The organism is Streptomyces sp. NPDC048419, assembly GCF_043200415.1.
In the GTDB taxonomy this organism is placed as follows: domain Bacteria; phylum Actinomycetota; class Actinomycetes; order Streptomycetales; family Streptomycetaceae; genus Streptomyces.
Window position 1 is genome coordinate 535,657 of sequence record NZ_JBICXT010000001.1, and the last position, 20,618, is coordinate 556,274.

Sequence of the window (20,618 nt, forward strand, 5' to 3'; positions counted from 1 at the left end):
CACGCTAGAAAGACCCCGCTCAGGACTCTTGAACAAACGCGACAGGCCCGGCCGCCTGCGCCGCCTGGTCGGCGAGGCGGACGAGCTGCTCGATCGGCATCGAGCCGGGCTCCCGGCGTTCGCGCGCGAAGGTGTTGGCGAGCTGCTGGAGCAGGTCGTTGAGCGGTGTCGGTACGCCGTGCAGGCGGCCCAGCAGGGCGATCTCGCCGTTGAGGTAGTCGGCCTCGATGGTGCCGGTGCCGCGGCTGAGGGACTGCCAGGAGGAGCCGCCGCCGCGCGGAGCGCCGTCGAGCGGCACCAGGTCGACCTTGCGGCCGCGTACCGCCTGCTGCTCCTCGACGCTCGCGTACGCGATCCCGGCGGCGTCGAGCACGGCCTCCCCCTCGGCCCGCACGCGCGCGTACAGCGCGCCGGCGTCGTCGCGGGCGATCGGCCCGGCGACGGCCTCCAGGGCGTTGCCCAGGTTGGACAGCAGCTTGGCGTACTGCCAGCGCGCCACGTCGGCGGCCACCGGCGCCTCGAAGTGCGCCTTCTCCAGGTCGGCGGCGACCAGGCGGGTGGTCTCGTCGGTGCCGTGCGGGTGGCGGCCCACGTGCAGCATGCCGGTGAGCGGGGCACCGGCGGCGGAGACGGCGCCCGGTTCGACGAAGGTGGCCGGCAGCCAGACGCAGACGCCGTACACATGCCGGAAGACCCGCAGGGCGAGCCGCTGGCCCTCCACCCCGTTCTGCGCGCAGAACAGCGCCAGCCGCTCCGCCGCGGTGCCGCCGCCCGCGACCGGTGCCGGGCCCCACACCTGCAGCGCGCCCACGGTGTCCTGGGTCTTCACGGCGAGGACGAGTACGTCGTCGGCCCTCAACTCGCCCAGCTCGTCCGGTCCTTCGACGGCCGGCAGCCGGTGGGTGTACTCGCCGTCCGGCACCTTCAGCCGCAGCCCGCCGTCGCGCAGCGCGGCCAGGTGCGCGCCCCGCGCGACCAGTACGACCTCGTGTCCCGCACCCGCGAGCCGCCCGCCGATCGCGCCGCCGACGGCGCCTGCCCCGATGATGATGTAGCGCATGGGACGAGCCTCGCACACGCGTGCGCGCGGCCGGCCTCGCCCCTGGCCACTGCGCCCGGTGAGTCCGCCCGGTCACTCCGCCGTGAGCTCGACCAGCTTCACCACGGTGTTCCAGTTGCGGGTGGTCGCGATCACGCCCTTGTTGATACGGGGCTTCGCCAGGTGCTCGGCGAGCTTGGAGCGGCCGAGTCCGTCCGGGGCGTAGAGGTACAACTCCCTTTCGCCGAGCCGGAATTCCTCGGGCAGGTACGCCTCACGGTCGATCTCCGCGAAGCGCGCCGCGTCGACCGGCGCGGAGAAGTAGGTGACGTGCAGCTGCTTGGCCTCCAGCTCGGCGGCCGGGAAGGGACAGGCCGCGGCGACGGCCTCGAGGTAGGCGTGGTCGCGGACGATCACGTCCACGGAGAAGCCGAAGTGCTTCTCGATCGCGTCCGCCAGCTCGGCCGCCAGGGACTCCTCGTCGCCGTGCCCTGAGGTGAAGACGGCCTGGCCGCTCTGCAGGTGGGTCCGTACGCCGTCGTGACCGAGGCCGTCCATCAGCTGCCGCAGCTCGGCCATCGGGAGCTTCTTCTTCCCGCCCACGTTGATCCCGCGCAGCAGCGCCGCATACGTCGTCATGGGCACACCCTAAAACGGCCGTCGTGCCCCGTGGGGGCGGGCACGACGGCCGTGTCCGCACAGGCGGACTGCGCGAAACTCTGGCCGACCGACCGGGTCCGGAGCAACACCTACACGCAGCTGTGACTTGTTCAACAAGGTTTTGTAATCACAAAGAGGAGCGATGCCGACGGACCGGACACGACCCCGCCACCCTGATCATTACTTTCGGGTAGCCCGGATAGATGTAAGGGGCCGTGGTCCTCCCCAGCGGTGAGGCCGCCGGGTCCGAGCGGATGAGTTCCGGCCGCGGCACTTCACCGGGCAGTACGACGAGATGCGCTTATGCCGGCCATACCTTCGAAACGAAAGGTGGCGGCAGGGGGCTGTCACCGTACACAAGGGGGCAAGCCCGTCATGGGGAACGGAGATTCACGGGTGCGGGGCATGGCCGCGCGGGCCGGCGGCTGGAGCGCCCGGCACCGATGGGCTGCCGTCGGCATCTGGGTGCTGTTCGTGGTTCTGGCGATGGGACTCGGGTCGGCCGCGGGCCGGGTCGACCTCAAGGAGAGCGACCAGCTCAAGGGCGAGACGCACACCGCGGCGAGCATCATCGACGACGCGGGGATCAAGGAGCCGGCCGGTGAGACGGTCCTGATCCAGGCCAAGGACGGCGAACTCAAGGCCACGGACGCCGAGTTCAAGACGGCCGTCGGCGCCGTCCTGAAGGCCGTCGACGCGACCGGCAAGGTCACGGACGTGAAGTCGCCGTACATCACGCAGACGATCTCCAAGGACGGGCGCAGCGCGCTGGTGCAGTTCGACATGCGCGGCGACGCCGAGACCGCGGGCGACCGCGTGGCGCCCGTGCTGAAGGCCGTCGACGGGGTGCAGAAGGACCACCGGACGCTGCGGATCGAGGAGATCGGCAGCGCGAGCATGCAGAAGACGTTCGACGACGCGTTCGGGGACGACTTCCAGAAGGCCGAGCTCTCGGCGGTGCCGGTGGCCCTCGGCATCCTGCTCATCGCCTTCGGTGCCCTGGTGGCCGCGCTGCTGCCGGTAGCTCTGGCGATCACCGCGATCATGGCGACGATGGGCCTGATGGGCATCGTCAGCCACATCCAGCCGATGACCGACACCGCCAACTCCGTGATGCTGCTGGTCGGTCTGGCCGTGGGCGTCGACTACTGCCTGTTCTACCTGCGCCGCGAGCGCGAGGAGCGGGCCGCGGGACGTGACGCACAGACCGCGCTGCAGATCGCGGCGGCCACCAGTGGTCGCGCGATCATCGTCTCGGGCATCACGGTCTGCGTGGCGATGGCGGGCATGCTGCTCACCGGGCTCGCCACGTTCCAGGGCATGGGCCTGGCCTCCCTGATGGTCGTCGCGGTCGCCATGGTCGGCTCCGTGACGGTGCTGCCCGCCCTGCTCTCGCTGCTGGGCGCGCGGGTCGAGAAGGGCAAGGTCCCCTTCCTGGCCAAGGCCATGGAGCGCCGGGCCGCCCGTACGGGCGGGGAGAGCCGGTTCTGGACCGCCGTCCTGCGCGGCGTGCTCGCGAAGCCGCTGGTGTCGGTACTGGTCGCGGCCGGCGCACTGCTCGCCATCGCGGCCCCCGCGGTCGGCATGAAGACCCAGAACCTCACGCTGGACCAGGAGTTCGGGAACTCGCTGCCGATCGTGCAGACGTACAACCGCGTCAACGACGCCTTCCCGGGCGGCTCCGAACCGGCCGAGGTGGTCGTCAAGGCGAAGGACGTCAACGCCCCCGAGGTGAAGTCCGCGCTCGCGGACTTCAAGGCGCGGGCGATCAGTTCGGGCGCCTCGCGCGGCCCGGTCGAGATCAAGCTGCACGACGCGCAGAACATCGCCTACGTCTACGTCCCGCTGGTCGGCGGCTCCGACCTGGACAAGGCGGGCGCGAGCCTGGAGAAGCTGCGCGACGAGGTGCGGCCCGCGACCCTGGGCAAGCTGGGCGGGGTCCAGGCGCCGATCACCGGGCAGGTGGCCGGCTCGCACGACTTCAACGACCAGCTCGGCGGCGCCGTCGTCCCGGTCTTCGCGTTCGTCGTGGTCTTCGCCTTCGCGCTGATGCTGCTGTCGTTCCGCTCGCTGACGGTGGCGATCACCTCGATCGTGCTCAACCTGCTGTCGGTGGGCGCCGCGTACGGCATCCTCGTCGCCGTCTTCCAGCACGGCTGGGGAGCGTCCCTGGTGGGTGCGGAGGGCGTCGGCGCGATCATCACCTGGCTGCCGCTGTTCCTGTTCGTGATCCTGTTCGGGCTGAGCATGGACTACCACGTGTTCGTGGTCTCGCGGATCCGTGAGGCACGGATGCGGGGCCGTACGACGCGGGACGCGATCCAGCACGGTGTGGTCACCACGGCCGGTGTCGTCACCAGCGCCGCGGTCATCATGGTGGCCGTGTTCGCGATCTTCGGCACGCTGTCGATGCAGTCCATGAAGCAGATGGGCGTGGGCCTCGCGGCCGCGGTGCTCATCGACGCGACGATCATCCGGGGCGTGCTGCTCCCGGCCGTGATGGCGCTGCTCGGCGAGCGCAACTGGTACCTGCCGAAGTGGCTGCACCGGCTGCCGGACCTGACGCACGACGAGGCCGCGGACGCCGTGGTGGCGCCCACGGCGCGGGACGACGAGGGCGAGCCGCTGAGGGTGTGAACCCTCCTTGAACGAGGGCCCGTTGGCCACCGGGGAGCCAACGGGCCCTCACTCATGCCCGGTGCGCGGGCAGTTCGGCCTCGATGAGGTCGGCCGCCCGTCGCGTGCCGCCCTCCTGAGCCATCCCGGCCTGGATGTCCTTGAGTCGCCGGGCGACCTCGGGATCGCCGACGAGCGAGAGGGCCGCCTCGCGCAGCACCCCGGCACTCGCCTCCTCCGTGTCGACGCGGCGTGCCACCCCGAGGCCCACCAGCATGTCGGCGTTGCCGAACTGGTCCACGGCCTGCGGTACGGCGATCATCGGGGTGGCCGTGCCCAGGCCCTCCTGGCTGCCGCCTGCCCCGGCGTGCGTGACGAACAGGTCGGCCTGCTTGAGGATCGCCAACTGCGGGACCCAGGACCGCACTTCGACATTGTCCGGTACGGCGCCCAGCTCGGCCGGGTCCACATGCCTGCCGATCTGGAGCACGAGGTGCCAGTCCGGCAGCTCGCCGAAGGCCCGCACGCACTCGCGGTAGAACCCCGGCTGCTTGGTGAAGGCCGACCCGAGGGAGACGAGCACGACCTTCTCGGCGCCCGCCGGGCGCTGCCAGTCGCCCTCCGCGGAACGGTCGCCCTGACAGGCGCCGACGAAGGTGTGGACGCTTTCGTCGACCCGGTCGGCGTTCGGCTGCATCGCCCTCGGGATCAGGACGAGCGAGCGGCCGGGACGGCCTGCGAAGGGATCGGGGTGCTGGGTGATCCCGTTCTCCCGCAGCCAGCTCTCGAAACGGGCGTAGTACGCCTGTCCGCGCGCAGTCCGCTTCGGGCCCGCCCACATCGGCTCGGCGACCTCCTCCTCGTAGCCCTCCCAGGCGACGAGGTTCGGCGACAGCGAGACCGCGGGCACGCCCCAGCGGTGGGCGAGGACGCGGGCCGGGTACGACGTGATGTCGTGCAGGACGAGGTCCGGCTCGTCCCCCTCGTACGCCTCGGCGAGCCGCGGCAGCGCCTGGATCGCGTCGGCCAGGAACGGCTCGACGTGGTCCAGCAGCGTGCTGCCCCAGGCCTCGGGGTCGGCGTCGGGCCCGGGCAGGGTGGAGTTCCACAACCTCGGTTCGGCGCCGGTCCCGGCGACCTTCTCCGCGAACACCGGCGGGATCGCGTACGTCACCCGGTGCCCGCGGGCGACTAGCTCGCGGATCACCTCGAGACTGGGGTTCACATGGCCGTGGGCGGCGACGGAGAACATCGCGATGTGTGCGGGTCGGGTCCCGGGGGCTCGGCTGGTCATGAGATCGACCGTAGGCGAGACGATACGTCTCGTGCAAACGAAATACGGGAGGAGCCGCGTGTGAACCGGTTGCCTCATGCCCCCGGCGCCATCGCGTCGAAAGCTGCCACGGACGGGACGCCAGGCGGGTGGGCCGTTCGCGGGGCAACGGGTCTTCGCCCGGGCCACGCCCGGTCGGCTCAGCGCTGGTACCGCGCGAGCACCAGGTTGCCGTCCTTCTCCAGCCGTCTGCGCAGCTCCTGGGTCCCGATGGCTCCGCTGTAGTACTCCTGGAAGGCGGGTGTCGCCACCTTGTCCTTCCACTCGGGGTAGCCGCGGACGGACTGCGCGGGCGCGGAGCGGAGGTGGGTGGCGAGGGCGGTGCCGGTCGCCCAGCCGTCCTCGGAGGTGTGCAGGGCCGGGTCCGCGAGAGCCCGGGTACCGGTCGGCAGCATCCAGTCCCCCAGCGCGAGCCGCACCATGTTCCTGGGCCGCAGCAGGAAGGCGACGAACTCGGCGGCCTCCTTCTTGTGCGGGCTGTCCTCGGCGACGGACAGGGTCTGCGGACTGACGCCCTGGGTGAGCCCGTCGGCGCCGGCCGGGGCCGGCAGCACCTGCCACCGGAAGCCCTTGGGGGCCTGCTGCGCGATCTGCTGGCGGTAGGAGAAGCCGAGCGGAACCATCGCGTACCTGCCGGCGAAGAAGCCGGGCAGGGTGTCGGAGCCGCCGCTGCCGAGGGTCGTGGGCGAGGCGCTGTGATCGGTGTTCGCCTGGGCGTGGATCGTGCGCGGCACCACCTGGTCGGCGGCCCCGAAGCGGATGGTCACCTTGCCGTCCGCGCCACGGTGGAACAGTTCCCCGCCCGCCGACAGGGAGAGGTTGAGCGTGGCGGAGACGGGCTCCTTGAGCGGCCAGGCCACGCCGTACCTCCCCTGGCCGCTCAGCCGTTTCGTCACCGTCCTGAACTCATCCCAGGACCACGGCTGTTCGGGTGTCGGGATGCGTACGCCCGCCTTCTTCAGCCAGGCGGAGTTGGCGATGAGCACCCGCGGCTCCTGGAGGAAGGGCACGCCGTAGACGCCGTCACCGAAGGTCGCCGTCTCCCAACTCCGCTGCGGGATGTCGGACTTCAGTCGCGGCGGCAAGAGGCCGGTCAGGTCGGCGAGATAGCCGCCGTAGGCGAAGTCCGCGAGGTCGTCCGAGGCGTCGTGGATGATGTCGGGGGCCTCACCGCCCTCGAAGGAGGTGAGGAGCTGGTCGTGGACGCTGTCCCAACTCCCCTGGACGTACTCGACCTTGACGTCCGGATGGCTCGCGTTCCACTCCTTCACCAGTTCCTTGTTGGCCTCGACCGACTCCTGCTGCCAGGCCAGGGACTGGAAGCGCAACGTGATGCGGCCGCCCGCCGGGCCGCTGCCGCCGCTCGTACAGCCGGCCAGCAGCAGGGTGAGCGCGAGGGCGAGCACGTAGACCGTCCTGGTGCGCATCAGTTCTTCACCGCCCCGGTGAGCATGCCGCCGGTGATCCGCCGCTGGATGAGGGCGAAGACGACCAGGGAGGGCAGGGTCGCGAGGAACGCGGCCGCCGCCAGCGGGCCGAGGTCCGCCACTCCCTCCGCGCCGATGAAGTGGGTGAGGACGACCGGCAGGGTCTGTTTCTCCGGGGTCTTCAGCAGGACCAGCGCGAAGAAGAACTCGTTCCACGCGGTGACGAAGGCGAACAGTCCCGTCGCCGCGATCCCCGGCGCGAGCAGCGGCGCCACCACCGACACCAGCGTCCGCGCCCGCCCGGCGCCGTCGACGGCGGCCGCCTCCTCGATCTCGGCCGGCACGGCACGGACGTATCCGGCCAGCATCCACAGCGCGAACGGCAGCGCCCACACCACGTACACCAGCGTCAGCCCGAGCAGCGAGTCGATCAGGCGCAGGTTCTTCAGCACCAGGAACAGCGGGATGATCACCAGGACCAGCGGGAAGGCCTGGCTGACCACCACCCAGCCGGTGGCGGCCCGGGTCAGCGCGGTACGGCGGCGGGCCATGACGTAGGCGAGCGGGGTCGCGATCACCACGGCGACGACGGCCGCCCCGGCCGCGGCGAGCAGGGAGTTGAGCGCGGCGTGCAGCAGGGGCTGCTCGTCGAAGGCCTGCCGGAAGTTGTCGAGCGTGGGGTTCCGGGGGATCCAGGTGGGATGCAGACTGCCCAGCTCGCGGGGGGACTTGAAGGCGGTGGACAGCAGCCAGAGCAGGGGGAAGGCGAGGAAGACGAGATACGCGAGCAGCGCCGCGTACTGGCCTGCGCGGGTGCGGGTCCTGGCTCTCATGCGTCGTCGCCTCCGCTCAGCCGGCCGACCAGGAAGAGGGCCAGCAGCACCGCGACGACGGCCACCATCACGCATCCCATCGCCGCCGCGTACCCGAACTGGCCGTAGCGGAAGGCTTCTTCGTAGGCGAAGAGCATGGGCAGCCGGGTACGGCCGCCGGGTCCGCCGCTGGTGAGCACGTAGACCAGGGCGAAGGAGTTGAAGTTCCAGATCAGGTTGAGGGCGGTGATGGCGAGGGCGACCGGCCGCAGCGCGGGCCAGGTGACCGTGCGGAAGCGGCGCCAGGCGCCGGCCCCGTCGACGGCGGCCGCCTCGTGCAGTTCGCGCGGGGTGTTCTGCAGTCCGGCGAGCAGCGCGACCGTGGTCTGCGGCATCCCGGCCCAGACACCGACGACGATCACCGCGGGCAGCGCGGTCGCGAGCCCCGCGAGCCAGTCGTGGCCGCCGCCGAGGCCGAGATCGTGCAGGGTCTCGTTGAGGACGCCCGCGTCCGGGTTGTAGACCAGCCGCCACATGACGCCCACGACCACTTCGGGCATGGCCCACGGGATGATCGCCAGGGCGCGGGCCACCCATCTCAGCCGCAGGTCCTCGTTGAGCAGCAGCGCGAGGCCGAGCGCCAGCAGGAACTGCGGCACGGTCACGCCGACCGCCCACACCAGCCCGATGCGGAACGACTCCCAGAACAGCGTGTCGTGCAGCAGGTCCTGGAAGTTGAGTCCGCTGATCCACCGCGTGGCCTGGGTCCGGCCCGACTGGGCGTCGGTGAAGGCCAGCAGGACGCCGTAGAGCAGCGGTCCGACGCTCAGTACGAGGATGGGGATCAGCGCGGGGAGGACGAGGAACCAGGCGCCGCGGTCGGTGGAGCGCCGCGCCGGTCTCACCGCCTGGGTCACTGCCGCCACGGCATCTCCCTCTCTGTACGGCGCGGCCGGGTCGTTCGGCACGGCCGGGCCCGGTCATGGTCGTGAGGGCAATGTGCCCCGCGAAGTGCCCGCGCACCCGGCGCGACCTGTACGGATGCGAGACTGATCGACGTATGGCGTGATTCCGACGCTGTTCACGGCAGGGGTGCGACGACACGGAGGCGGGCGATGGACGAGGCACGGGCGCGGGACGTACTGGACTCGGCGCGGGTGCTGCCGGGCCCGGCGCGGGACGCGCGGCTGCTCGCCCTGGGCGAGAACGCCGTGTTCGCCGCCGGTGACCTGGTGGTCAAGGTCGGCCGTGACGCGGAGCTGCTGGACCGGGCGCGCCGCGAGCTGGACATCGCGCTGTGGCTCGCCGAGGCGGGCGTGCCGGCGGTGCGGGCCGCGGAGCCCAAGCCGCTGCTGGTCGAGGGGCACCCCGTGACCGTGTGGCACCGGCTGCCGGATCCCGTGCGGGACGCCGAGCCGCGGGATCTGGCCGAACTGCTGCGGGTGGTGCACGCACTGCCGGTTCCCTCTTTCCGTTTGCCGCCGCGGGAGTTGCTGGGTGGCGTGGAGCGTTGGCTGCGGCTCGCGGGGGACGCGATCTCTCCGGCGGACGCGGCGTATCTGCGTGCGCGGCGGGACGGGTTCGCGTCCGCCGCGGCGGCGTTGACGCCTCGTCTGGCACCGGGGCCGATCCATGGGGACGCGCTGCCGCGCAATGTGTATGTGGGGCCGGACGGGCCGGTGCTCGTCGATCTGGAGACGTTCTCCGCCGATCTGCGGGAGCACGATCTGGTGGTGATGGCGCTGTCGCGTGACCGGTACGGGTTGCCTGCGGCGGCCTATGACGGATTCGTCTCTGCGTACGGGTGGGATGTACGGGAGTGGGAGGGGTGTTCCGTGCTGCGGGGGGCTCGGGAGACGGCCAGTTGTGCGTGGGTTTCTCAGCATGCGCCGAGTAATCCGAACGCGCTGGTCGAGTTCGAGCGTCGGGTGGCGTCGTTGCGGGACGGGGACGAGACGGTGCGGTGGTGTTCGTTCTGAACGTGTGATGTCCCGGGACGCGTTGGCCATGGGCGGGTGCGGATCGTTCGTGGCTGGTCGCGCAGTTCCCCGCGCCCCTTTGGGGAGTTGCCGTCACCTGGCCTGGATTGTTCGGGCCGCCTCCTGAAGCTCCTTGAGGACCGTGCGGACCGCTGTGCGGGCGGTGCGTTCCGGCCGGTGGAGGGCGTCGATGTGGCGTTTCGCCTGGACGCCGCTGAGGGGTTTGAGGACCAGGGCGGGGTGCGGGCGCGTGGTCCAGCGGGGCATCAGGGCGAGGCCGCCGCCGGCCGCCACCACCTCGGCGGCCACCGCGAACTCGTTGATGCGGTGGGCGAGATGGAGGCGCTTGCCCGCCGCTGCGGCGATGGCCTCGACGGTCGCGAGGACCGGGAAGCCGTCGTGCACGGTGATCCACGGCTCGCCGGCCACGTCGCGCGGGGTCACGCGGCGCTTGGCGGCGAGCGGGTGGCCGGCCGGCATGGCCACGTCCAGGGGCTCGCGCAGCAGCGTCGTCGCGGTCACCGTGTCCGGCCACGGCGGGGCGTGCTCGAGACGGTGCGCGAGGACGACGTCGTACTCCCGCGTGAGGCGCGGGAAGTCCTCCTGCGGTACGTCCTCGTCGGCGAGCCCCGGCACGGGTGTGCCCGGCCCGGCGAGCGCGCGCAGCAGCAGCGGGAAGAACGCCGCTGCCGCACTGTGGAACGCCGCCACCGACACCTCGCCGTCGGGCCGGTCCAGGAACTCCCCGACGCTGCGGCGGGCCCGCTCCAGCGCGCTCTCCACCTCGATCGCCGAGCCCGCCAGCGTCTGCCCGGCGTCGGTGAGCACCAGGCGCCGCCCCTGGCGCTCGGTGAGCGGCACCGGGATGGAGCGCTGGAGCAGCCGCAGCTGCTGGGAGATCGCCGACGGGGTCACGAGCAGCGCCTCGGCGACCGCGGTGACACTGCCCAGCTCGCCGAGCTCCCGGAGGATGCGCAGCTGCCGTTCGTCCATGGCTTCAGTGTAGGGACTCGATGTAGCTCTGCTAAAAGATCGTTGTAGAAGGTGGTACTAGGCTTCAGAGACGTGTCCGGTGCACGGTGGGACGGTGTCCGACGCCCGCCGTACCGATGCGGTACTCCTCCTTGTCGCCGTCGTCTGGGGTTCGAGCTATCTCTCCGCCCGGACGGCCACCGCCGCGCTCCCCGTCCTGCTGGTGCTGTTCGCGCGCTACGCCCTGTCCGCGCTCGCCTGTCTCGCAGTCGTGGCCGCCCGCCGCGGGCCGCGCCGGTGGAGCCGCGACGAGCTGCGCGCGGGTGTGCCGCTCGGGCTGACGCAGGCCGCCGTCCTGATCGTGGAGACGTACGGCGTCGCCCACACCAGTGCCGCCAACGCGGGGCTGATCATCAGCCTCACCATCGTCCTCACCCCGCTCCTCGACCGCGCGCACGGCGGGCCGCCGCCCCTGTTCTTCGCCGCGGCCGGCGTGTGCGTGCTGGCCGTCGGGGTGCTGATGTCCGGCAACGGCTTCCACGCCCCGCGCCTCGGCGATCTGCTGATGCTCGGCGCCGCGGTGGTCCGTGCCGCCCATGTCGCGCTCGTCGGGCGGCTCACCGGCGGCCGGGACATCCGCCCGCTGCACCTGACGGCCGTGCAGACCCTCGTCGGCACGGCGCTGTTCCTGCCGGCCGCCGCGCACGGCCTGCCGACGCTCGCCCGGGCCGGCACCGCGACCTGGACGCAACTGGTGTATCTCGCCCTGTTCTGCAGCGTGTTCGCCTTCCTCGCGCAGACCTGGGCCGTGCAGCGCACCTCCGCCAGCCGGGCCAGTCTGCTGCTGGGCACCGAGCCGGTGTGGGCCGTCGCCGCGGGCATCGCCCTCGGCGGCGAACACCTCACCGCGCTCACCGCGCTCGGCGCCGCCATGATGGTCGCCGGCACCTACTGGGGCCAGTCCGTGGAGCGCGCCCATCGCGCCGCGGCCGCGCCCAGGACCCAAGTCGACGCCCACGAAGGGGACGCCCAATGCCGGACCACGGCACCTACGACCGTCTGATCTCCCTGCTCGACTCCTCCTCCGTCGACCACAAGCTCATCGACCACGAGCCCGAAGGCACCACCGAGGCCGTCAGCGCGCTGCGCGGGCACCCCGTGTCCGAGGCCGCGAAGTGCATCGTGCTCCGGGTCAAGGTCGACCGCCGCACGACCCGGCACGTCCTCGCGGTCGTCCCCGGGGACCGCCGGGTGGACCTGGACGCGGTGAAGACGCTGTTCGCGGCTCGCTACGTCGGCTTCAGCGACGCGGAGACGGCCGAGCGGCTCGCCCAGGCCGTCCCCGGCACCGTGCTGCCGTTCAGCTTCGACCCCGAACTCGAGCTGGTGGCCGACCCGGACGTCGTCGCGCTGCCGCGGCTGTACTTCAACGCGGCCCGCCTCGACCGCTCCCTGTCCCTCTCGGGCGCCGACTACGAGCGGGTGGCCCGCCCCCGGGTGGAACGCGTGGCGAGCCCCGCTCAGGCGTGAGAGCAGCGCCGACCCCGGTCCCGAGGAGACTTCTCCCCTGAGCGACGGCTCGCCTCACAAGCCCCGCCCCCGCACGGACGCCGTGGGAACAACCCCTGCCCTCGCACCCCCGACGGAGACGCAAGCCCCCACCCCCGCGCAACCGCCGGAGGCCCCGTCACACCACCGGCTCGTCCGAAAGCACCCGCAGGGGCCAGGTGCCGTCGACCACCGCCGTCGCGTCGCCCTTGCGGCGCAGGAAGTCCTGGAAGTCCGCCGCCCACTCGGCGTACCACTCGATCTGGCGGCGGTGCAGCTCCGCCGGGCCGAGGGCCGCGATCTTGGTGTGGCGGCCGGCTATCGCACAGGCCAGTCCGGCCGCGGCGAGGGCGTCCGCCGCCGCGTTGTGCGCGGCGTCGAGGGGGACGCCGTACTCCGTGCAGACCGCTTCGAGGTTGCGCTTGCCGCGACGGTAGCGGTCCACCCAGCGGTCGATGCAGTACGGGTCGATGACCGGGGCGGGGTCGATGCCGCCCAGGCGGTCGCGCAGCGACGGCAGTGCGTAGCGCCGCAGTTCGGCGGAGAGCAGGCTCAGGTCGAAGGCGGCGTTGTAGGCCACGACCGGGACGCCCGTCTTCCAGTACCCCGCGAGGACGTCCGCGATGGCGTCGGCCACCTGGTCGGCCGGGCGGCCCTCGGCCGCCGCGCGTTCGCTGCTGATCCCGTGGACCGCCACCGCGTCCGCCGGAATGACCACGCCCGGATCCGCCAGCCACTCCCGGCGCCCTATGGGCTGCCCGCCCCTGACCTCGATCACGGCCCCCGTGACGATGCGCGCCTCGCGCGGATCGGTCCCGGTCGTCTCCAGGTCGAAGCCGATCAGCAGCTCCTGGTGCCAGCCCATCGGCGGCCCCCCTTCTTGGTGGTGCTTTCCCCCAGTGGTCTCCACCTTCCCATGCGCCACTGACAATCCGAGGAGCGCATTCCGCTTACCACCGGGGACGGTTCAGGACACGGGACGTGAATCGGCCCAAGTCATCTCGAACTCCTCGCGGTAGGTGGGGAAGAGTCCACTGTCGACCCCCTTGTCCAGATCGCCCGGCTTGACCACGCGGTTGCCGTTGCGCAGCACCAGCACCGGTGCCTCCATGCCGCGCGAGCGCCGCAGATAGGACTGCACGACGGCGACGCCGTCCGAGCCGTCCCCGTCGACGAGGTAGGCCGTGCAGCGCGGGGTCTCGTCGTAGACCTGGATCTCGAAGGCGCCCGGGTCGCGCAGCCGGGACCGGACACGGCGCATGTGCAGGATGTTCATCTCGACGGCACGGCTCAACTCGCCCCGCTTCATGCCCAGTTCGCGCTCACGCCGCTTCACCGAGCTGGACGCCGGGTTGAGGAACAGCAGCCGTACCCGGCAGCCCGCCTCGGCCAGGCGCACGAGCCGCCGCCCGGAGAAGTTCTGCACGAGCAGGTTGAGGCCGATGCCGACGGCGTCGAGGCGGCGGGCGCCGCCGAAGATGTCCTCGGCCGGGAAGTGGCGCAGCAGCCGCACCCGGTCGGGATGCACGGCGACCACGTCCGCGTACCGGTCGCCGACCAGGTCCTCCACCGCGTCCACGGGCAGCCGGCGGGCCGAGGGCACGTCCCCGGCCGCGCCCAGGACGTCCAGCAGCTTCGCGGAGGCCCGCTCGGCCTGGCTCAGGACGGTCTCGGACAGGGCCCGGTTGCGGGAGACGACGTTGCGGGTGACCTCGAGCTCGTCCAGGGCGAGTTCGACCTCGCGGCGGTCGTCGACGTACGGCTCGAAGCACGGCCAGTGCTGCACCATCAGCTCGCGCAGCTGCGGCAGGGTCAGGAAGCTGAGGACGTTGTCGTCGGCCGGATCGAGCAAGTAGCCCTTGCGGCGGCTGACTTCGCGCACGGCGACCGCGCGCTGCACCCATTCCTGGCCGGCCGGGCCGGCCGCCGCGACCACCCAGTCGTCGCCGTGGACGGGTTCGTAGATGGGCCGCAGAACAGCGCCGACGACCGCGCGCAGCCGCTGTTCGACGAGGTTCAGCCATATGTAGGCCCGTCCCGCTCGCTGGGCGCGCGTACGCACCTCGCGCCAGGCGTCGGCGTCCCAGTCCAGCTCCGGCCCGATGGAGTTCGTCGCCATGGGCCTGGCCAGAGACACCGTGCCGGGCGGGACGTCTGTGGAGTTCCCCTCGTGACCCTCGTCACCAGGGGGCAGCTCCAGCCCTCCCGAGCCCACCCGCGCACCGCCTTCCGCTCCCCCGAGCTCTCCCCGGGGGGCTCGCGTCGCCTTCCCGTCTGCCCCGCCCTTCGGGCGAACGACGGGAAGGCGACGCCAGACCCCACTCAACGATCAAGGAAGGGTACTCCGGGACCGGTCGGCGATGCAGCAGGATGGACAGGGTCGTTCCTCAACTACGCGGTTCCCAGTGGCCGTTCTGGGCCGCGAGGGCGTCGGGCGTGAGCGGATTCATAGCGGTCACGTCGCGCGGGGCGATGGAGAAGCCCTGCCAGTGGACCGGCATGGGCTGCTGGTCCTCGTCGCGCGCTATGTGGTGGAAGCCCACGTTCATCCAGACGATCGGATGCGTGAGGGTCTGGCCGTTCACCCACTTGTCCACCGACTTGCCCGCCCCGGCGGCGCAGTTGCCGGTGTTGTTGCTGGCGAACTGCTCGCACTTGTTGTACTCGGTGAAGTACAGGTCGTGCTGGGTGAAGCTGCGGCCCGGGTACTTCGTGGTCGGGCCGGGGACGATCTCGTACGAGCGCGCGTGCCCGTCCTTGTTCTTGCCGGCCGCGCTGACCATCCGCCACCAGCGGTAGGTCTTGTAGTCGCCGGCGAGTTCCTTGGTGACCTTGGTGCGGGTGGTCTTCGCGGTCGGGGCCTCCTGGCCGCGGGCCGGTGCGCTGACCTTCGAGTCGTACTGCTCGACCTTGGTCTTGGAGGAGCCGTCGAGACCGAAGTCCAGCCGCCAGAAGACGTTGTGGGTGTGGCTGGTGGCGGAGGCGGTGGCGCCCTTGCCGATGGGCCAGCCGCGGCCGTCGCCGGCGTCGTAGTCCTCGTAGGAGAGGCTGCCGGTGGCGCCGACGTTCATGTTGATCGTGCCGTCGTCCTGGAAGCGCCACTCGGTCATGTACTCGTACCAGCCGACCTGGTTGACCGTGTAGACGAGCAGGTCCTTGCCCTGGGCCTGGTAGACCTTGTTCGCGCTGTCGCCCTGCATGCGGTAGGCGTGGCCGCGCGAACGGGTCGTGGTGCACAGGCCGTTGACGTTCGGGTGCTGCGGGTCCCAGGAGTCCGGCACCTTGACGGACTTGATGGTGCCGCCGGGGCACTCGCCGGGCGCCAGGTTCACCAGTCCCTGGGCGAAGCCGAAGCCCGTCAGGTCGTCGTACTCGACGCTGCCGTCGTCGTAGGGGACGTCGATCTGGGCGAGCCGGGCGCTGTTGAGCACCTTGATCGGCTTGGTCTCGCCCTTGGGCTGGTAGGAGACGTCGTCGAGGACGAGGCCGGCCTTGCTGTCGTAGCGCCAGCACATGGTCCAGGTGGTGCCGCTGGAGAGCTTCTGCTGGATCTTGTAGGCGGCGCTGCAGCCGGCGGCCGGGGCGGCGGCGGTCTTCGGCTGGGCGGCGGCGGGTCCCGCCCCGGCCATCGCTCCGGCGGCGAGCGCGGCCACGGACAGACCGACGGCCGCGTGGGTCCGTGCACGGCTCATTCTCCGCGGCCGGGGGCCGCTGATCGGACGCTGTACGTGCATGAAGAAGTGACTCCCTTACAGGAGGAGCAAGTTGGAAAAGCTGACGAGGGTCAGCGGTCGAGCTTGGCGACCTTGCCGGCGCTGAGGTCGATGATCAGCTTCCTGGCGTCGATCCACGGGCCGTTGACGACCTTCGGGAACAGCCGCACGCACCGGTGCTCGCCGCACTTGTCCAGCACGGCGGGCTGGGCGCCCGGGGTGGCCCGGTAGACGGCGCCGTTGAGCAGCAGCTGGTCCGGCGAGGTGAGTGCCTTGCCGGTCGCGTCCTTGTAGTCCGCCTTCAGGCCCGCGCCGAGCGGGTCGGCGATCAGCAGCTTGGCCGCCTCGGCGTTCTCGGCCCGGCTCAGCGGCGGCTGGACGCCGTGCTGCGTGCCGGTCTCCTCGACCTTCCCGGTGTCCAGGTCGACCGTCTTGGTGACGAGGGTGTCGTTCTTGTAGTCGTAGAACGTCACATCGGCCTGGCGCGGTGCGTTCGCGCCGTCCGTCCCGTCGTCCTCCGGGTCGACGAGGTCGACGGTGAGGCGCTGCGGCCCCCGGTCGCCCTTCACGTTCTGGGCGGAGTTGAGCAGCTGCCGGTTCGCGGCGATCTGCTCCGCCCGCTTGATCTCGTCGTCGGTCAGCGGGTCGCTGCCCTTGCCCCGGTCACCGTCGGCCGGTGCCTGCTGGACGACGCCGGGCCGGACCGCCCCGTCCTGCCCCGCCTGCTGCGCGGCCTGTGTCCCCGCCCCGCTCCCTCCCGACTCGTCGGCCCCCGCCGTCCCCGGCAGGGTGATCCCGACCATCACGGCGGTCCCTGCCACCGCTACGGCCGCACCGGCCACCACCTTCCCCAGATGGCGGTGCACTATGTTGCGCACATCTTCCCCCTACTCCCCCTTGGTCACGGGAGTACCTGTTTGCCCCACTGGTTCGGCATACCGCGTATGCCTGGTCGAGCCGTAAGAGGGACGTAAGTCATAGGTGGTTCCATCACTTTCGGGGACACTCGACGCGAAGGCGCCCCCCGCGTCGCGCTCCAGCTGAAAGAGTCGATCCATGCAGGTCTGGCCTGGCGAGGCGTATCCGCTCGGTGCCACGTACGACGGCGCCGGCACCAATTTCGCGGTCTTCTCGGAAGCCGCGGACCGAGTAGAGCTGTGTCTGCTGCACGACGACGGCTCGGAGACGGCGGTGGAACTGCGCGAGAGTGACGCGTTCGTACGGCACGCGTACGTGCCCGGCATCATGCCCGGGCAACGGTACGGCTTCCGTGTGCACGGGCCGTACGCCCCCGAGCGCGGCCTGCGCTGCAATTCGGCGAAGCTGCTGCTCGACCCGTACGCGCGCGCGATCAGCGGCTCCATCCGCTGGGGCGAGGAGGTGTACGGCTATCACTTCGACGCCCCCGACGAGCGCAACGACCTGGATTCGGCCCCGCACACGCAGACGTCGGTCGTGGTCAACCCGTACTTCGACTGGGGCGACGACCGGCGGCCGCGCCGCGGCTACCACGAGACGGTGATCTACGAGGCCCATGTGAAGGGCCTCACGATGCAGCACCCGGGGCTGCCCGAGGAACTGCGCGGCACCTACGCGGCACTCGCGCACCCGGTGATCATCGAGCATCTGGTGGAGCTCGGCGTGACCACGCTGGAGCTGATGCCGGTGCACCAGTTCGTGAACGACCACCGACTGGTCGACATGGGGCTGAACAACTACTGGGGCTACAACACGATCGGCTTCTTCGCCCCGCACAACGCCTACGCTTCCTGGGGCGACCGCGGACAGCAGGTCCTGGAGTTCAAGTCGGCGGTGCGGGCCCTGCACGAGGCCGGCATCGAGGTCATCCTGGACGTCGTCTACAACCACACCGCCGAGGGCAACCACCTCGGCCCGACGCTGTCCTTCAAGGGCATCGACAACCCGCAGTACTACCGCCTCACCGACGACCCGCGGTACTACATGGACACCACGGGCACCGGGAACTCCCTGCTCATGCGGTCCCCGCACGTCCTGCAGCTGATCATGGACTCGCTGCGCTACTGGGTCACGGACATGCACGTCGACGGCTTCCGCTTCGACCTCGCGGCCACGCTGGCCCGGCAGTTCCACGAGGTGGACCGGCTGTCGTCGTTCTTCGACCTGGTGCAGCAGGACCCGGTGGTCTCCCAGGTGAAGCTGATCGCCGAGCCCTGGGACGTCGGCGAGGGCGGCTATCAGGTGGGCAACTTCCCGCCGCTGTGGACCGAGTGGAACGGCAAGTACCGCGACACCGTGCGGGACCTGTGGCGCGGCGAGCAGCGCGCGCTCGCGGAGTTCGCGTCCCGGCTGACCGGCTCCTCCGACCTCTACCAGGACGACGGCCGCCGTCCGCTCGCCTCGATCAACTTCGTCACCTGCCACGACGGTTTCACCCTGCACGACCTGGTCGCGTACAACGACAAGCACAATCAGGCCAACGGCGAGGACAACCGGGACGGCGAGAGCCACAACCGGTCCTGGAACTGCGGGGCGGAGGGCGAGACCGACGACTTGGGCGTGCTGGAGCTGCGGGCCCGCCAGATGCGGAACTTCTTCGCCACCCTGATGCTCTCCCAGGGCGTCCCGATGATCAGCCACGGCGACGAGTTCGCGCGCAGCCAGCGCGGCAACAACAACGCCTACTGCCAGGACAACGAACTGGCCTGGGTGAAGTGGCCGGACCCCGACGCGGAGGAGGGTTCCGCCGACCGCGCACTGCTGGACTTCGTGCGCGCGATGGTGTGGCTGCGCAAGGACCATCCGGTCTTCCGCAGGCGCCGCTTCTTCCACGGCCGGCCCGTGGAGGGCACCCACGACGACCTGTCGGACATCGCCTGGTTCACCCCCGAGGGCAAGGAGATGACCCAGCGGGACTGGGACAAGGCGCCGGCCTCCGCGCTGACGGTGTTCCTGAACGGCAACGCGATCTCCGAGCCCGGAGTGCGCGGGGAGCGGATCGGCGACGACTCGTTCCTGCTGATGTTCAACGCCTCGCCCGAGCCGCTGGACTTCGTGGTGCCGGTCGACCACGGCCGGCAGTGGCAGGTCGTGGTGGACACCGCCCGCACGGACGGGCTGCCGCCGGACGGGGAGCAGAAGGTGCAGGCCGGTGACCGCCTGACCCTGGTGGACCGGAGCATGACGGTACTGCAGAGGCCGGTCTAGGGCCGGTCCAGGGCCTGACCGGCGGGCCCTCCCCGCGCGCGTGGAGAGCCGCTTCGGTGGTGCTTCCGGGGTACGGCGCCGGACGCGCCGCGAAGGCGATCGCGCGGGCGAGGGCGGCGGCCAGGCTCGCCGCCGCGAAGGCGGCCGCGGGGCCGTGGGACTCGGCCGTCCGGCCGGTGACGGCGACCGCGAGGCCCTGGCCGCCGACGATCGCGCTCGTCGCGAACGCCACGGCCTCCGCGAGGCGCGAGGGCATCACCGCGCGCTCGATGAGCCCGAACACCGTGATCAGGTGCGGGGCGCTGGCGACACCCAGGACGGTGACGACCGCGTAGAGACCACCCAGGCTGTGCGCCCACAGCAGCGTCAGTGAGAGCGCGAGTGCGGCCGTGGTCGCCGTGCGCCGGCGGGCGGTGAGGGGGATGCGGGCGGGCACGGCGGCCATGGAGAGCCCCGCGACGGCGCTCATCACGCCCATGGCGGCATAGACGAGCCCTGCCTGGTCCTGTTGCCCGAGCCGCCCGGTGAGCGCGGTGATGCCCGCCTGACAGGCACCGAACATCGCCCTCTGGACGGCGAGGGCGGCGCACAGGGGGTGGCCGGAGCGCGGCATGCGGGGGCGGTCGCCACGCGTGCGTGGCGTGCCGCGGGGCGTACGGTCGCGCCGGGTCGCCGTCGGATGCAGGGCGAAGCCCGTGCCGCAGACGGCGACCAGGAGTGCGGCGGCGGCGAGGGCGTACGCGGGGTGGGCGACCACGGCGGCCAGGCCGACCAGCGCGGGCCCAGCACGAAGGAGGTCTCGTCGAGGGTGCTCTCGAAGGAGAGTGCGGTGCCGCCCGTGGTCTCGGGGGCCCCGGAGCGGCGCGCCAGAGCCACCGGACGGGCGCGGCCCAGGGGGCCGATCAGCGGTACGGTCGCCCCCGCCGAGGCCCCGAGGAGGGCGAGCGCCGCGGTCGGCAGTCCCGCGAGCGCCCCGGCCACCAGGGCGGCGATCGCGACGGCGTTGGCGAGACAGCAGACGAGCACGACCGTGCGCCGGCCGTGCCGGTCGGCTGGCCGGCCCACCAGCGGGCCGCAGCTCACCTGCCCGGCCGCCGGCGCCCCACCGGTCAGCCCCGCGGCCGCCGGTGAGCCGCTCGTCCGGACGACGAGCAGCACGCTGCCGAACTGGATCGTGGCCGTCGGCAGCCGCGCCAGGAAGGACACCACGGGCAGCAGCGGCCCGGTCAGGCCGATGACGTCCTTGTACGTGCGCCCCGTGGTCCCCATCGCTCGAAGCCGCCACGCGCGCGTGCACCCGTGCAGGGGACGATGACACGAAGGGCGGCAGGGC

General features: G+C 71.6%; 17 protein-coding genes and 1 pseudogene. 6 read left to right on the forward strand and 12 right to left on the reverse strand.

The window, feature by feature from the left end; genetic code table 11:
* Positions 1 to 19: 19 nt before the first annotated feature.
* Positions 20 to 1,060: a ketopantoate reductase family protein gene (locus ACGFYN_RS02320; protein ID WP_393863823.1), complete on the reverse strand. Its 1,041-nt coding sequence runs from the start codon at positions 1,058 to 1,060 to the stop codon at positions 20 to 22.
* Between the two features lie 72 nt (positions 1,061 to 1,132).
* Positions 1,133 to 1,678: a DUF1697 domain-containing protein gene (locus ACGFYN_RS02325; protein ID WP_393863824.1), complete on the reverse strand. Its 546-nt coding sequence runs from the start codon at positions 1,676 to 1,678 to the stop codon at positions 1,133 to 1,135.
* Between the two features lie 396 nt (positions 1,679 to 2,074).
* Between ACGFYN_RS02325 and ACGFYN_RS02330 the strand changes: the two genes are divergently transcribed.
* Complete coding sequence (locus tag ACGFYN_RS02330) at positions 2,075 to 4,336, forward strand: MMPL family transporter (protein ID WP_393863825.1); 2,262 nt, start codon at positions 2,075 to 2,077, stop codon at positions 4,334 to 4,336.
* A 52-nt stretch (positions 4,337 to 4,388) separates the two neighbouring features.
* On the opposite strand, the pseudogene mgt reads toward ACGFYN_RS02330, so the two are convergent.
* The 4 genes and pseudogenes from mgt to ACGFYN_RS02350 form a co-directional block, all read right to left on the reverse strand.
* Positions 4,389 to 5,646, reverse strand: a pseudogene (gene mgt, locus ACGFYN_RS02335) (macrolide-inactivating glycosyltransferase).
* A gap of 142 nt (positions 5,647 to 5,788) precedes the next feature.
* Positions 5,789 to 7,075 carry an ABC transporter substrate-binding protein gene (locus ACGFYN_RS02340; RefSeq protein WP_393863826.1) on the reverse strand — a complete coding sequence of 429 codons (1,287 nt, stop codon included), beginning with the start codon at positions 7,073 to 7,075 and terminating at the stop codon, positions 5,789 to 5,791.
* Positions 7,075 to 7,908, reverse strand: coding sequence for a carbohydrate ABC transporter permease (locus ACGFYN_RS02345; RefSeq protein WP_393863827.1), 834 nt, complete (start codon positions 7,906 to 7,908; stop codon positions 7,075 to 7,077). Before ACGFYN_RS02345 ends, ACGFYN_RS02340 begins: the two co-directional genes overlap by 1 nt.
* Positions 7,905 to 8,813, reverse strand: a complete 909-nt coding sequence (locus ACGFYN_RS02350) for a carbohydrate ABC transporter permease (RefSeq protein ID WP_393863828.1) — start codon at positions 8,811 to 8,813, stop codon at positions 7,905 to 7,907. The genes ACGFYN_RS02345 and ACGFYN_RS02350 overlap by 4 nt, the downstream gene beginning before the upstream one ends.
* Positions 8,814 to 9,002: 189 nt before the next feature.
* Here ACGFYN_RS02350 and ACGFYN_RS02355 point away from each other — a divergent pair, with 189 nt between their 5' ends.
* Entirely contained in the window at positions 9,003 to 9,866 is an 864-nt protein-coding gene (locus tag ACGFYN_RS02355; protein ID WP_393863829.1) for a phosphotransferase enzyme family protein, read from the forward strand.
* 93 nt (positions 9,867 to 9,959) lie between these two features.
* Here ACGFYN_RS02355 and ACGFYN_RS02360 read toward each other — a convergent pair whose 3' ends face one another.
* Positions 9,960 to 10,859: a LysR family transcriptional regulator gene (locus tag ACGFYN_RS02360; protein WP_393863830.1), complete on the reverse strand. Its 900-nt coding sequence runs from the start codon at positions 10,857 to 10,859 to the stop codon at positions 9,960 to 9,962.
* Positions 10,860 to 10,953: 94 nt separating this feature from the next.
* On the opposite strand from ACGFYN_RS02360, the gene ACGFYN_RS02365 reads away from it, so the two are divergent.
* Together ACGFYN_RS02365 and ACGFYN_RS02370 are read left to right on the forward strand one after the other, a co-directional pair.
* The gene (locus ACGFYN_RS02365) at positions 10,954 to 11,901 is read left to right on the forward strand and encodes a DMT family transporter (RefSeq protein WP_393863831.1); all 948 of its coding nucleotides are present in this window, start codon (positions 10,954 to 10,956) and stop codon (positions 11,899 to 11,901) included.
* Positions 11,871 to 12,368: a YbaK/EbsC family protein gene (locus tag ACGFYN_RS02370; RefSeq protein ID WP_393863832.1), complete on the forward strand. Its 498-nt coding sequence runs from the start codon at positions 11,871 to 11,873 to the stop codon at positions 12,366 to 12,368. The genes ACGFYN_RS02365 and ACGFYN_RS02370 overlap by 31 nt, the downstream gene beginning before the upstream one ends.
* A gap of 157 nt (positions 12,369 to 12,525) precedes the next feature.
* Here the strand turns inward: ACGFYN_RS02370 and ACGFYN_RS02375 are convergent, their stop codons facing one another.
* From ACGFYN_RS02375 to ACGFYN_RS02390, 4 genes are all read right to left on the reverse strand, one after another.
* Entirely contained in the window at positions 12,526 to 13,251 is a 726-nt protein-coding gene (locus tag ACGFYN_RS02375; protein ID WP_393863833.1) for a 3'-5' exonuclease, read from the reverse strand.
* Between the two features lie 102 nt (positions 13,252 to 13,353).
* Positions 13,354 to 14,601, reverse strand: coding sequence for an SAV2148 family HEPN domain-containing protein (locus ACGFYN_RS02380; protein ID WP_393863834.1), 1,248 nt, complete (start codon positions 14,599 to 14,601; stop codon positions 13,354 to 13,356).
* 172 nt (positions 14,602 to 14,773) lie between these two features.
* Positions 14,774 to 16,078, reverse strand: coding sequence for a copper amine oxidase (locus ACGFYN_RS02385; protein ID WP_393863835.1), 1,305 nt, complete (start codon positions 16,076 to 16,078; stop codon positions 14,774 to 14,776).
* A gap of 92 nt (positions 16,079 to 16,170) precedes the next feature.
* A complete protein-coding gene (locus ACGFYN_RS02390; protein ID WP_393863836.1) occupies positions 16,171 to 16,977 on the reverse strand; it encodes a Tat pathway signal sequence domain protein in 807 nt (268 codons plus the stop codon).
* 178 nt (positions 16,978 to 17,155) lie between these two features.
* Between ACGFYN_RS02390 and glgX the strand changes: the two genes are divergently transcribed.
* Positions 17,156 to 19,285: a glycogen debranching protein GlgX gene (gene glgX, locus ACGFYN_RS02395; RefSeq protein WP_393863837.1), complete on the forward strand. Its 2,130-nt coding sequence runs from the start codon at positions 17,156 to 17,158 to the stop codon at positions 19,283 to 19,285.
* 56 nt (positions 19,286 to 19,341) lie between these two features.
* Positions 19,342 to 19,620, forward strand: coding sequence for a hypothetical protein (locus ACGFYN_RS02400; RefSeq protein ID WP_393863838.1), 279 nt, complete (start codon positions 19,342 to 19,344; stop codon positions 19,618 to 19,620).
* A 133-nt stretch (positions 19,621 to 19,753) separates the two neighbouring features.
* On the opposite strand, the gene ACGFYN_RS02405 is transcribed toward ACGFYN_RS02400, so the two are convergent.
* Entirely contained in the window at positions 19,754 to 20,554 is an 801-nt protein-coding gene (locus ACGFYN_RS02405; protein ID WP_393863839.1) for a hypothetical protein, read from the reverse strand.
* Positions 20,555 to 20,618 lie beyond the last annotated feature (64 nt).

Coding starts and splice junctions, on each gene's coding strand:
- ACGFYN_RS02405 (WP_393863839.1), bottom strand. CDS start 20,554: ATGGGGACCACGGGGCGCACGTACAAGGACGTCATCGGCCTGACCGGG.
- ACGFYN_RS02375 (WP_393863833.1), bottom strand. CDS start 13,251: ATGGGCTGGCACCAGGAGCTGCTGATCGGCTTCGACCTGGAGACGACC.
- ACGFYN_RS02355 (WP_393863829.1), top strand. CDS start 9,003: ATGGACGAGGCACGGGCGCGGGACGTACTGGACTCGGCGCGGGTGCTG.
- ACGFYN_RS02370 (WP_393863832.1), top strand. CDS start 11,871: ATGCCGGACCACGGCACCTACGACCGTCTGATCTCCCTGCTCGACTCC.
- ACGFYN_RS02345 (WP_393863827.1), bottom strand. CDS start 7,908: ATGAGAGCCAGGACCCGCACCCGCGCAGGCCAGTACGCGGCGCTGCTC.
- glgX (WP_393863837.1), top strand. CDS start 17,156: ATGCAGGTCTGGCCTGGCGAGGCGTATCCGCTCGGTGCCACGTACGAC.
- ACGFYN_RS02330 (WP_393863825.1), top strand. CDS start 2,075: ATGGGGAACGGAGATTCACGGGTGCGGGGCATGGCCGCGCGGGCCGGC.
- ACGFYN_RS02360 (WP_393863830.1), bottom strand. CDS start 10,859: ATGGACGAACGGCAGCTGCGCATCCTCCGGGAGCTCGGCGAGCTGGGC.
- ACGFYN_RS02385 (WP_393863835.1), bottom strand. CDS start 16,078: ATGAGCCGTGCACGGACCCACGCGGCCGTCGGTCTGTCCGTGGCCGCG.
- ACGFYN_RS02320 (WP_393863823.1), bottom strand. CDS start 1,060: ATGCGCTACATCATCATCGGGGCAGGCGCCGTCGGCGGCGCGATCGGC.
- ACGFYN_RS02340 (WP_393863826.1), bottom strand. CDS start 7,075: ATGCGCACCAGGACGGTCTACGTGCTCGCCCTCGCGCTCACCCTGCTG.
- ACGFYN_RS02325 (WP_393863824.1), bottom strand. CDS start 1,678: ATGACGACGTATGCGGCGCTGCTGCGCGGGATCAACGTGGGCGGGAAG.